Annotated in this window: 12 protein-coding genes and 2 tRNA genes; all 14 read right to left on the bottom strand. The window is 68.4% G+C overall.

Annotated elements, in window-relative coordinates:
- The coding region (locus tag HA630_RS21190) for an LD-carboxypeptidase (RefSeq protein ID WP_166837545.1) at positions 1–843 on the bottom strand (843 nt) is incomplete at its 3' end.
- Positions 844–850: 7 nt separating this feature from the next.
- Positions 851–1918 (bottom strand): tRNA adenosine(34) deaminase TadA, encoded by a 1068-nt coding sequence (gene tadA / locus HA630_RS21185; protein ID WP_166837543.1) that lies wholly within the window; start codon positions 1916–1918, stop codon positions 851–853.
- A gap of 158 nt (positions 1919–2076) precedes the next feature.
- Positions 2077–2151 (bottom strand) — tRNA-Val (locus HA630_RS21180).
- A 10-nt stretch (positions 2152–2161) separates the two neighbouring features.
- Positions 2162–2236, bottom strand: a tRNA-Val gene (locus HA630_RS21175).
- 38 nt (positions 2237–2274) lie between these two features.
- Positions 2275–3000 (bottom strand): DNA polymerase III subunit epsilon, encoded by a 726-nt coding sequence (gene dnaQ, locus HA630_RS21170; RefSeq protein ID WP_166837542.1) that lies wholly within the window; start codon positions 2998–3000, stop codon positions 2275–2277.
- 16 nt (positions 3001–3016) lie between these two features.
- Complete coding sequence (fdx, locus tag HA630_RS21165; protein ID WP_166837540.1) at positions 3017–3355, bottom strand: ISC system 2Fe-2S type ferredoxin; 339 nt, start codon at positions 3353–3355, stop codon at positions 3017–3019.
- A 1-nt stretch (position 3356) separates the two neighbouring features.
- Positions 3357–5246, bottom strand: a complete 1890-nt coding sequence (gene hscA, locus HA630_RS21160; RefSeq protein ID WP_166837539.1) for a Fe-S protein assembly chaperone HscA — start codon at positions 5244–5246, stop codon at positions 3357–3359.
- Between the two features lie 7 nt (positions 5247–5253).
- A complete protein-coding gene (gene hscB / locus HA630_RS21155; protein WP_166837574.1) occupies positions 5254–5766 on the bottom strand; it encodes a Fe-S protein assembly co-chaperone HscB in 513 nt (170 codons plus the stop codon).
- Positions 5767–5794: 28 nt separating this feature from the next.
- A complete protein-coding gene (gene iscA, locus HA630_RS21150) occupies positions 5795–6118 on the bottom strand; it encodes an iron-sulfur cluster assembly protein IscA (RefSeq protein WP_166837537.1) in 324 nt (107 codons plus the stop codon).
- A gap of 17 nt (positions 6119–6135) precedes the next feature.
- Complete coding sequence (iscU, locus tag HA630_RS21145; RefSeq protein ID WP_166837536.1) at positions 6136–6522, bottom strand: Fe-S cluster assembly scaffold IscU; 387 nt, start codon at positions 6520–6522, stop codon at positions 6136–6138.
- Positions 6523–6535: 13 nt separating this feature from the next.
- Entirely contained in the window at positions 6536–7756 is a 1221-nt protein-coding gene (locus HA630_RS21140) for an IscS subfamily cysteine desulfurase (protein WP_166837534.1), read from the bottom strand.
- Positions 7757–7790: 34 nt separating this feature from the next.
- On the bottom strand, positions 7791–8327 hold the full coding sequence (gene iscR, locus HA630_RS21135; protein ID WP_166837533.1) for a Fe-S cluster assembly transcriptional regulator IscR: 537 nt from the start codon (positions 8325–8327) through the stop codon (positions 7791–7793).
- A gap of 182 nt (positions 8328–8509) precedes the next feature.
- Positions 8510–10423, bottom strand: a complete 1914-nt coding sequence (locus tag HA630_RS21130; RefSeq protein ID WP_166837532.1) for an ATP-binding protein — start codon at positions 10421–10423, stop codon at positions 8510–8512.
- Positions 10423–11085: a response regulator transcription factor gene (locus HA630_RS21125; RefSeq protein WP_166837530.1), complete on the bottom strand. Its 663-nt coding sequence runs from the start codon at positions 11083–11085 to the stop codon at positions 10423–10425. Before HA630_RS21125 ends, HA630_RS21130 begins: the two co-directional genes overlap by 1 nt.
- Positions 11086–11148 lie beyond the last annotated feature (63 nt).

The raw sequence follows: 11148 nt of genomic DNA, 5'->3' as shown, positions 1-11148 counted from the left end.
GTGGCCGAAGGGCAACCCGGTCAGCACCGGCACCTGCAACTGGCTGCGCAGCCAGTCCACCACGCTGGTCAGTTTGTAGCCTTTGTCGTGGGGCGTCAGCTCGAAGCGGTTGAAGGCGCCCAGCAACACCGCGCGCTGCCGCCCCAGCACCCCCGCGTGCAGCAACTGCGTCAGCATGCGTTCGATGCGGTAGGGGTGCTCGCCCACGTCTTCCAGGAACAGCACGCCACCGTCCACCGGCGGACAATACGGCGTGCCCAGCAGGGAACACAAGATGCTGAGGTTGCCGCCCCAGAGCGTGGCGCCCTCCACACCCCAGCCGTCGGGCGACGACAGGGCCGGGTGGGCCTTGAAGTCGCCGCCCGGCAGACGCCAACCGGCGCCCTCCCCGACCCCGCTCACCAGGTCGTCGAAGCAGGCCTGCATGATCTCGTCGGGCTCGTCTTCGCCGGCCCAGTCTTCCAGCAGGGCTGGGCCGGCCCAGGTGGGGGTCTGGCGCTGGGCCAGCACCGCCAGCTGCAGCGCGGTGAAGTCGCTCAGACCCACCCAGGCGCTGCCTTGGGCGACCGAGCGCTGGATCGCGTCGTACGGCAGGTGCGGCAGCAGGCGGGTCAGGCCATAGCCGCCGCGCGTGGTCATGACGACCTGGGCGCCGCTGTCGGCGGCGCGCTGGATCGCGGCCAGGCGGGTGGCGTCGTCGCCGGCAAAGCGCTGGTGGCCGAGCCAGGCGGCCGGGTCCACCTCCACCTCGTGCCCCTGGGCCCGCAAACGGCGCAAAGCACGCTGGTAGCCGGTTTTGTTGCGGACCGCGCCGCTGGGAGAATACAGGTAGATGTGGGCCATGGCGGGATTATGCCCAGCCACCGGCCTCACCCGGCGGCCACGGCCAGGCGCGCGGGCCGGCGCGGTGCCCCGCATCGGGGTAAGGCCGGTCGCGCCAGTCGGCGGGCAGGCCAGGCGGGGGGGTGGGTTCCAGCCACATCACGCCCAGGACGGCTTCTGGCGCCAGGGCTTGCAGGTGTGCGGCCAGTGCGGCCTGGTCCGGCGTGGCCACCACCCGCCAGGCGGGAATGCCCAATGCCGCCATGGCACCCAGCACGGCCTGCGCGTGCGCCTGCAGGGTGTGCCAGCGCGGCTTTTTGGGCTTGTCACTGGCGCCAAAACCCAGCAGGTCGGGGACCAAGACCCGGTCACCGTGGGCGGCCTGCTGGGCGGCCCAATCGGCCCACTGCACCCCCCAGGCGGTGGGGCTGTGCAGGGCCAGCCAGACGTCGCCGTCCCCCGTACCGGGCCAGTCCAGCGCGTGCATCTGCAAGCCTTGCAGGTGCGGCCAGCTCCAGGTCTGGTGCTGGGCCTGCAGCCCGGCCAAGGCGTCCCAGACCGGGGCCAACGCCGCCGCGGGCGTGCGCAGCGCATCGGGGCGCAGGGGCTGTGCCAGGGCCTTGGCCGTTTGGCGGCGTCCGGCAAAAAAGGTCTGCAGCAGTTCGCTGGAGGCGTCGGCCATCAGGCCGCCCTCCACCACCGTCTGGTGGTTGAGCTGGGGCAGCGCAAACAGGTCCAGCACCGAGCCGGCGGCCCCGGTTTTGGGCTCGCGCGCCGCGTAGACCACCCGTGCCACGCGGGCGTGCAGCAGCGCCTGGGCGCACATGGCACAGGGCTCCAGCGTCACGTACAGCACGCAGCCGTCCAGGCGGTAGTTGCCCAGGCGCTGCGCCGCCTCGCGCAGGGCCAGCATTTCCGCGTGGGCGGTCGGGTCGCAGTGGCCGATGGGGCGGTTGTGTGCCTCGGCCAGCACCTCGTCCCCGGCCGGGCCGGGCCGCACCAGCACAGCGCCCACGGGCACCTCGCCCTGGGCGGCCGCCAGGCGCGCCTGCGCCAAGGCACGGGCCATGTGGGTGGGGTCGCGTTCAGTGGTCATGGGCAGGTGGCGGCCGCACAAACGGGCCCGACAACTGGCAGGGGGCAGCAGGCGTTGCAGGGGCGCAAGCGTGGTTCACCGAATGTACTCCCGTGCGCTCGCGGCCACACAGAACAAAAAACCCCACCCGTGTACACCGGTGGGGTTTTTTTTGACATTGGTGGGTGATACATGGATCGAACATGTGACCCCTGCCGTGTGAAGGCAGTGCTCTACCGCTGAGCTAATCACCCTGTAAGGGGATGGTGGGTGATACATGGATCGAACATGTGACCCCTGCCGTGTGAAGGCAGTGCTCTACCGCTGAGCTAATCACCCATCAAGCCTCAAATTATATACTGGTTTTTGCGCTGGTTTCAAACCGTGGCGGCATTCTCTGCAGCGGCCTGCGTGCGCCAAACGGTTTTGCCTTTGCTGGCCTTGTCCAGTTCGGCCAGAACCTGCTCGTGCGCCTGGGCTTCCTGGTCGTTGGCGGCCAGCACCGGCAGCGGGAATTGCGACAGGTCCACCTGCACCGGTCCGGCCTCGTCGTGGTGGCCGGTGTCCATCTCCATCACCAGGGCGTTCTGGCCCCGGGTCAGGTTGATGTAGACGTCGGCCAGCAGTTCGGCGTCCAGCAGCGCGCCGTGCAGGGTGCGGCCGGAGTTGTCGACGCCCAGGCGGTCGCATAGGGCGTCCAGGCCGTTGCGCTTGCCGGGGAACATCTCCTTGGCCATCACCAGGGTGTCGATCACCCCACCCACCAGGTCGCGCGTCTTGCCGTGGCCCAGGCGGCGGAACTCCTCGTCCAGAAAACCCAGGTCGAACGGCGCGTTGTGGATGATGAGTTCGGCACCGGCGAGGTAGTCCAGCAGGTCGGCGGCCACCTCGGCGAACTTGGGCTTGTCGGCCAGGAATTCCAGCGTGATGCCGTGCACCCGCAGCGCGTCTTCGTGGATGTCGCGCTCGGGGTTGAGGTAGAAGTGGCGGTTGTTGCCGGTCAGCTTGCGGTGGAGCATTTCCACGCAGCCGATTTCGATGATCCGGTCGCCGTCGAGGGCGGACAGGCCGGTGGTTTCGGTGTCGAGGACGATCTGGCGCATGCGCGGGCGGGGCCGGTCAGTGGTTTTCGCGGGCGTGGTTGATGGTGTAGCGCGGAATTTCGACCGTCAGGTCGGTCTGCGCCACCCGGGCCTGGCAGCTCAGGCGCGACTGCGGCTCCAGGCCCCAGGCCTTGTCCAGCAGGTCGTCCTCTTCTTCGGTGGCTTCGTTCAGGCTGCTCAGGCCCTGGCGCACCACCACGTGGCAGGTGGTGCAGGCGCAACTCATGTCGCAGGCGTGCTCGATCTCGATGTCGTGGTCCAGCAGGGCCTCGCAGATGGTGGAGCCCGACAGGGCCTGGATGCGAGCGCCCTCGGGGCACAGGGTCGGGTGCGGCAGAACGGTGATGGTCGGCATGTCAAAGATTCTCCACGTTTTGGCCGGCCAGGGCCTGGGCGATGCTGCGGTTCATGCGCTGGGCGGCGAAGTCCTCGGTGCCTTTGGCCAGGGCCTCGGTGGCGGCCTCGATGGCGGCCGCGTCGTCAGCGGCGCGGGTGCTGTCCAGCGCCTGGAGCAAGGCGTCGATGGCGTCGCGGTCGGCGTCGCTCAGCCAGTGGCCGTCGGCGGCCAGGGCGCTGCGGGTCGCGTCCAGCATGCGCTGGGCGTCCACCCGCGCTTCCACCAGGGCGCGGGCCTGCATGTCTTGCTGGGCGGTGGCGAAGCTGTCTTGCAGCATGGCAGCAATTTGCTCGTCGCTCAGGCCATAGGACGGCTTGACGTCGATGCGCGCTTCCACGCCGGTGCTTTGTTCCTTGGCCGAGACGGTGAGCAGGCCATCGGCGTCCACGGTGAAGGTCACGCGGATGCGTGCGGCGCCGGCGGCCATGGGCGGAATGCCGCGCAGCTCGAAACGGGCCAGGCTGCGGCAGTCGGCCACCAGGTCGCGCTCACCTTGCACCACGTGCAGGGCCAGGGCGGTCTGGCCGTCCTTGAAGGTGGTGAAGTCTTGCGCCAGCGCCGATGGGATGGTGGTGTTGCGCGGCACGATGCGCTCGACCAGCCCGCCCATGGTTTCCAGGCCCAGCGACAGTGGGATCACGTCCAGCAGCAGCAGGTCGCCGTCCGGGTTGTTGCCGGCCAGCTGGTTGGCCTGGATGGCTGCGCCCAGCGCGACCACCTCGTCCGGGTTCAGGTTGGTCAACGGCGGCTGGCCGAAAAACGCCTCTACCGCGTCGCGCACCACCGGCATGCGGGTCGAACCGCCCACCATGACCACGCCTTGCACATCGGCGCGGTCCAACTGGGCGTCGCGCAGCACGCGCTTGACCGCGGCCATGGTGCGCTGGGTGAGTTCTGCCGTGGCGGCGGCGAAGTCCGTGTGGGTCACCGCCAACTGCGCGGCTTGGCCGTGGAGCGACAGCGCCAGGGTGACCGCCCCGCCCGTAGCGGCGAGCGCCGACAGGGCTTCCTTGCAGCGCCGGGCTTCGGCCAACAGTGCGGCGCGCTCGCCGGCCGGCAGGTCGGCCGCGTGCACGCCGGCCCCCAGGCGCTCCAGCGCCCAGTCGGCCAGGGCGCGGTCGTAGTCGTCACCGCCCAGGGCGGAGTCGCCGCCGGTGGCCAACACCTCGAACACGCCGCGGGTCAGCCGCAGGATGGACACGTCGAAGGTGCCGCCGCCCAGGTCGTAAATGGCGTAAACGCCCTCGGCGCCCTGGTCCAGCCCGTAAGCGATGGCGGCGGCGGTGGGTTCGTTGATCAGGCGCAACACGTTCAGGCCCGCCATCTGGGCGGCGTCCTTGGTGGCCTGGCGTTGCGCATCGTCGAAATACGCCGGCACGGTGATGACGGCGCCGTAGAGGTCGTCGTTGAAGGTGTCTTCGGCGCGAAAGCGCAGGGTGGCCAGGATTTCGGCACTGACCTCCACCGGGGTCTTGTCGCCGGCCACGGTGCGCACCGCGACCATGCCGGGCCCGTCCACCACCGCGTAGGGCAGCCGTCCGGCGCCGGGCAGATCGGCCAGCTTGCGCCCCATGAGGCGTTTGACGGAGCTGACGGTGTTGGCCGGGTCCTGCACCTGCGCGGCCAGGGCGTCGAAGCCAATGTGGCGCCCGCTGCCGCTGCCGGGGGGCAGGTAGCGCACCACACTGGGCAGGATCACCCGGCCCTGTTCGTCGGGCAGGCACTCGGCCACGCCGTGGCGCACGGCGGCCACCAGCGAATGGGTGGTGCCCAGGTCGATGCCGACGGCGATGCGGCGCTGGTGCGGGTCGGGCGACTGCCCAGGTTCGGAGATTTGCAAGAGGGCCATGGGGAGTTCAGAGTCGGTCCAGGCGTTGGTGCACTTCGTGGGCGAAGCGCTCAACGAACATCAGCGCGCGCACCTGTTGCACGGCCTGCACCGGGTCGGGTTGCTGGTCGATGCAGTGTTCCAGCGCCTGCAGCAGCTCGGCGCGGGCGCGTCGGGTGTCGGCCAGCAAGGCGTCCAGGGCGGCTTCGTCGGCCGCGTCGTCCAGGGCCTCGCGCCATTCCATTTGCTGCATCAGGAACGCCGCGGGCATGGCGGTGTTGCTCTCGGCGTTCACCGGTGTGCCCTGCAATTCGCACCAATAGGCGGCCCGCTTGAGCGGGTCTTTCAAGCGCTGGTAGGCCTCGTTGATGCGCACCGACCATTGCATGGCGACCCGCTGGGCGGCGGCACCGTCGGTGGCAAAGCGGTCGGGGTGCACCTGGCGCTGCAACTGTTTCCAGCGCTCGTCCAGGGCGCTGCGGTCCACGGCAAAACCCGGAGCCAGGCCGAACAGGGTGAAGTCGTCGGCCTGCAGGTTCAATGAGGGGGTGGCCGCCGGGATGCGCGGCTCAGACACGGAAGGACTCGCCGCAACCGCACTTGTCGCGCTCGTTGGGGTTGTGGAACTTGAAGCCCTCGTTCAGGCCTTCGCGCACAAAATCGAGCTGGGTGCCGTCCAGGTAGGCCAGGCTTTTCGGGTCGATCAGCACCTTGATGCCGTTGTCCTCGAACACGATGTCTTCCGGCGCCACCTCGTCGGCGTACTCCAGCTTGTAGGCCAGGCCCGAACAACCGGTGGTCTTGACGCCCAGGCGCACGCCCACCCCTTTGCCCCGGCGCGCCAGGTATTTGGTGACGTGCCGCGCGGCGGCTGCGGTGACGGAGACGGACATTCAACCCCCCTGCTTTCTCAGTGCGCGTGCTTTTTCTTGTAGTCGTCCACGGCCGCCTTGATGGCGTCTTCGGCCAGGATGGAACAGTGGATCTTGACCGGCGGCAGCGCCAGTTCTTCGGCGATCTGGCTGTTCTTGATCTGCGCGGCCTCGTCCAGCGACTTGCCCTTGACCCATTCGGTCACGAGCGAGCTGGAGGCAATGGCCGAGCCGCAGCCGTAGGTTTTGAAGCGGGCGTCTTCGATCAGGCCGGTGGCCGGGTTGACCTTGATCTGCAGCTTCATCACGTCGCCGCAGGCGGGGGCGCCCACCATGCCGGTGCCGACGCTGTCGTCGCCCTTTTCAAAGCTGCCGACGTTGCGCGGGTTTTCGTAGTGGTCGATGACCTTGTCGCTGTATGCCATGGTGTTGCTCCTTTCAGTGCGCTGCCCACTGGATGGTGGACAGGTCGATGCCGTCTTTGTACATCTCCCACAGGGGGGACAGTTCGCGCAGCTTGGCCACGTTGTCGCGGATGGACGCGATGGCGAAGTCGATCTCGGCCTCCGTCGTCCAGCGGCCGATGGTCATGCGCAGGCTGCTGTGCGCCAGTTCGTCGCTGCGGCCCAGGGCGCGCAGCACGTAGCTGGGTTCCAGGCTGGCCGAGGTGCAGGCCGAGCCGGACGACACCGCCAGGCCCTTGATGCCCATGATCAGCGACTCGCCCTCGACGTAGTTGAAGCTCATGTTCAGGTTGTGCGGCACGCGCTGGGTGGCGTGGCCGTTGATGAACGATTCCTCGATCTGCGACAGACCGGCCAGCAGTCGGTCGTGCAGCGCCTGAATACGCGGCAGCTCGGTCGCCATTTCGGCCTGGGCCAAGGCGTAGGCCGCGCCCATGCCGACGATCTGGTGCGTGGGCAGCGTGCCCGAGCGCATGCCGCGCTCGTGGCCACCGCCGTGCATCTGTGCCTCGATGCGGATGCGCGGCTTGCGCCGCACATACAGCGCGCCTATGCCCTTGGGGCCGTAGGTCTTGTGGCTGGTCAGGCTCATCAGGTCGATGGGCAGCTGGGCCAGGTCGATCGCCACGCGGCCGGTGGCCTGGGCCGCGTCCACATGGAAAATCACGCCTTTTTCGCGGCAAATGGCACCCAGGGCCGCCACGTCCTGCACCACGCCGATTTCGTTGTTCACGAACATCACGCTGGCCAGGATGGTGTCGGGGCGGATGGCGGCTTTGAAGGCCTCCAGGTCCACCAGGCCGTCGGGCTGCACGTCGAGGTAGGTCACCTCAAAGCCTTCGCGCTCCAGGTGGCGGCAGGTGTCCAGCACCGCCTTGTGCTCGGTCTTCACCGTGATCAGGTGTTTGCCCTTGCCCTGGTAAAAGTGCGCCGCGCCCTTGATGGCCAGGTTGTTGGACTCGGTCGCGCCGCTGGTCCAGACGATTTCGCGCGGGTCGGCACCGATCAGGGACGCCACCTGCTCGCGCGCCTTCTCGACCGCCTGCTCGGCCTCCCAGCCCCAGGCGTGGCTGCGCGAGGCCGGGTTGCCAAAGTGCTCGTACAGCCACGGCACCATCTGGTCCACCACGCGCGGGTCGCACGGGTTGGTGGCGCTGTAGTCCATGTAAATGGGAAAATGCGGGGTGCTGCTCATGGTCGTGGAAGGGATGAGGGGTTTCGGCGGGGGCTTATTTGGCGGCGGCCACCGCACCCAGGGCAAACACCGAGTTGGGGGCGTTGACGCGGATGGGCTTGACCACCGGGGCCGACGAGATGGCCCGCTTGATGGTGGGCAGGTTTTCCACCACCACCCCCTTGGCCAGTTGGTCGTCCACCAGTTTTTGCAGGGTGATGGAGTCGAGAAAATCCACCATTTTCGCATTCAGCTGGGCCCACAGTTCGTGGGTCATGCAGCGCGAGCCTTCACCCAGGCAGTTTTCTTTGCCACCGCATTGGGTCGCGTCGATGGGTTCGTCCACCGAGACGATGATGTCGGCCACGGTGATGTCGCCGGCCTTGCGGCCCAGGGTGTAGCCGCCGCCGGGGCCGCGGGTGGACTCGACCAGGTCGTGCCGGCGCAGCTTGCCGAACAACTGCTCCAGGTACGACAGGGAAATGTGCTGGCGCTGGCTGATGGCGGCCAGCGTCACCGGGCCACTGGCCTGGCGCAGGGCCAGATCGATCATGGCGGTGACGGCGAACCGTCCTTTGGTCGTGAGGCGCATGAGGTGCTCCTAACTGGTCTGGCTGTTGTCGTGGTGCCGGACCGTTGGACGGTCCGACGCGTTGCTCCACCCACCCGGCGCTGGCCTTTGATTGGAGGTCAGGCGTTGATTCCTGACTGTTTTGATCGAGTATACCAAAAGGTTGACCGTTTTGCTCGGTCATCGCCGACCCGGTGCGGGGGTCAGCGTTGGGTCAGCGACCAGACCGGGGGCTGGCCCTGTATGGGAAAGGCAAATTCCACGCCGGTTCCCGGCCAGGTGGCGTAAAACCGCACGTCGGCCCCGATTTTTTCGGCGCGCACCGCGATGTTGCCCAGGCCCCGGCCTTCGCTGCGCTGGTCGTTGGGCGGCAGGCCAATGCCGTCGTCCTCCACCGCCAGGTAAACGCGGGCCGCATCGGCCCAGGTGCGCACCGTCACGCGCCGGGCGTGGGCGTGCTTGACGACGTTGGCGAAGATTTCCTGCACGCAGCGGAACAGGTGCATCACCCCGCGCGCGTCCAGCCCCGACAGGGGCGGCACCTCCTGCACCTGCCACTGCAGCTGGATGCCGGCGGCTTGCAGGGCCGGCGCCACCCGCGAGCGCAGCGTGCCCAGGATGGTGGCCAGGTCGCCGTCCATCGGCTCCAGCGAGTCCAGCGTCATGCGCAGCTCTTCCAGCGCGTGGTGCACCATGTGCTCGATGGAGCGCTGGTCCACCCCCTGGGGGTTGCTGCGCACCATGTTGAGGGTCTGCACCAGCTGGCTGCCGAGCCCGTCGTGCATGTCGCGCATCAGGCGGCGGCGTTCGCCCTCCACCGCGCGCTGCTGCTCGGAGGCGCGCAGCTGCTCGAACGCCTGGCGCAGCTCGGCCTCGCGCCGGGCCACGGTTTCGGCCAGGTTGTCGTTGAGGCGGTGCACCTCGCGCGCCGAGGCGGTGGCCCGCTGCAGCAGCACCCAGCCCAGGGTGAACATCAGCACCAGGCCGCCCACGGCCATCCAGCGGATGTCGGCATCGCCCAGGAAATTGAGCTGCACCACCAGAAAGTCGCGCACCCCGGTGAGCAGGGTGAACAACGCCACCAGCAAGACCAGGATCTGGTCGTCCCCCAGGCGCCCGCGACGCAGGGAATACACCAGCATCAGTCCCAGGCTGACCGCGCTGACGATGGCCAGGATGCCGGCCCAGATGCGGTAGAAGTCGTATTCCTGGCTGAACAGGGTGAGCGCAATCCAGCAGGGCCCGACCACCAGCAGAAAGTACGCCAGGTAGCGCACCAGCCGCAGCTGCAAACCGAACAGGTCTTCCATGACCAGGCAGAAAAACCCCACGTAGAGGGTGAAGGACACGCGGTGCAGGAAAAAATACAGCTCATAGCTCAGGGACGGCTCCAGCACCACCGACAGCCACAGCCGCACCATGTGCGCCACCGAAGCCGCGGCGATCAGCACGAACAGGCGCTCGCGCAGCGACAGCCAGAGGAACAGCGACATCGCGCCCATCAGCAACGCGGATATCGTCATCATCCAGGTGCCGGTGACCTGCCACAGGTCCAGCACCCGGTGGCGCTGGAACAAGGCGTCGTAGGCGCCCAGCTGCACCGGCCACAGGCCGCTGCGCTCCAGCAGTTGGGCCTGGACCTGGATGTGCAGGCTGTTGTCTGTGGGGCGCTCGTGCAGCAGCGCCCCGGGCAGCGGCACCAGGTGCGGGAACCAGGCGGTGTTGACGGTGCGCTCGGGCGCGGCGTACCAGCCCACCTGGTGGATTTCGTGGCCATTGAGCAGCACCCGAAAGCGCGTGCCCACCCGTGGCAGCAACAGGCCGAGGCGGGCCGTGGCCGGGTCGCGGTAGGTCAGCCCGACGGGCCAGTCCAGGTCGTAATCGACGCGCTCGTGCCAACGCGGGTCCTCGTCGTCGAGGATGTGCGGCAGGGCCACCTGCTTGACGACCGGCTGCGCCACGCCAGGCACATGGGCCCGCGCCGACGGGACCGTGTGCATACCCTCGCCGCGGGCCGGTTGCGACACCGCGTGCAGCATGGCCAGCAGCGCCAGCAGCAGCGCACCCACCCAGACGTAGTGGGGCGGCCAGCGGCGCAAGGCCTGGGGCCAGGCCATCAAATCAGACCCCGCTCCTGGGCCACCTTGACCACCTGCACCCGGGTGCGCACCGCCAGCTTCTTGTACAGGTTCTTGATATGGGTGCTGACGGTGGCTGGCCCAATGCCCAGGCGGATGGCGATTTCCTTGTTCACATAGCCCTGGGCCACCAGCCTGAGCACGTCGGTTTCGCGTTCCGACAGCACCGGGCCGTCGGCGTCGCCCGCCGACAGGCCGCCGTGACCCGGGCCGGCGGAGCGGAACTGCTTGAGCAGCAGGCGCGCCAGCAGCGGCGAAATCGGCGCCCCACCCTCGCGGATCTGCTCGATGGCGTCGATCAGCTCCTCGCTGCTGCAGCCTTTGAGCACGTAGCCGGTCGCCCCCATCTGCAAGGCGGCGATCAGCCGGGATTCGTCGCCAAACACGGTGAACACCAACAGTTCGGCGTCGGGTTTGGCCAGGGCCAGGGCGCGCAGCATGTCTTCGCCGCGGCCGTCGGGCAGGCCCAGGTCCACCAGGAACACGTCCGCCAGGCTCAGCGGCGCCATCACCTGGGCGTGGGCAAAGGTGTCGGAGTGGCCCACCAGCTTCCACTGCGGGCGGCGGCGCAGCGATTCCTCCACGAACTGGAGGATGGTGCGGTCGTCCTCGATCAGGTAGATGCGGGTGGTGTCTGACATGCGGCGATTCTCGCCGAAGTGGCGCGCCCCGCCGGGTGCCGCCCGCGCGGCCGCAGCGCCTGG

The organism is Aquabacterium sp. A08, assembly GCF_011742065.1.
This window is presented reverse-complemented; position numbering and strand designations above follow the sequence as displayed.

What these genes read in the sequence shown, in the direction of transcription:
- HA630_RS21125 (WP_166837530.1), bottom strand. Translation starts at nt 11,085, where the DNA reads ATGTCAGACACCACCCGCATCTACCTGATCGAGGACGACCGCACCATC.
- tadA (WP_166837543.1), bottom strand. Translation starts at nt 1,918, where the DNA reads ATGACCACTGAACGCGACCCCACCCACATGGCCCGTGCCTTGGCGCAG.
- fdx (WP_166837540.1), bottom strand. Translation starts at nt 3,355, where the DNA reads ATGCCGACCATCACCGTTCTGCCGCACCCGACCCTGTGCCCCGAGGGC.
- iscU (WP_166837536.1), bottom strand. Translation starts at nt 6,522, where the DNA reads ATGGCATACAGCGACAAGGTCATCGACCACTACGAAAACCCGCGCAAC.
- HA630_RS21140 (WP_166837534.1), bottom strand. Translation starts at nt 7,756, where the DNA reads ATGAGCAGCACCCCGCATTTTCCCATTTACATGGACTACAGCGCCACC.
- hscA (WP_166837539.1), bottom strand. Translation starts at nt 5,246, where the DNA reads ATGGCCCTCTTGCAAATCTCCGAACCTGGGCAGTCGCCCGACCCGCAC.
- dnaQ (WP_166837542.1), bottom strand. Translation starts at nt 3,000, where the DNA reads ATGCGCCAGATCGTCCTCGACACCGAAACCACCGGCCTGTCCGCCCTC.
- iscR (WP_166837533.1), bottom strand. Translation starts at nt 8,327, where the DNA reads ATGCGCCTCACGACCAAAGGACGGTTCGCCGTCACCGCCATGATCGAT.
- HA630_RS21130 (WP_166837532.1), bottom strand. Translation starts at nt 10,423, where the DNA reads ATGGCCTGGCCCCAGGCCTTGCGCCGCTGGCCGCCCCACTACGTCTGG.
- iscA (WP_166837537.1), bottom strand. Translation starts at nt 6,118, where the DNA reads ATGTCCGTCTCCGTCACCGCAGCCGCCGCGCGGCACGTCACCAAATAC.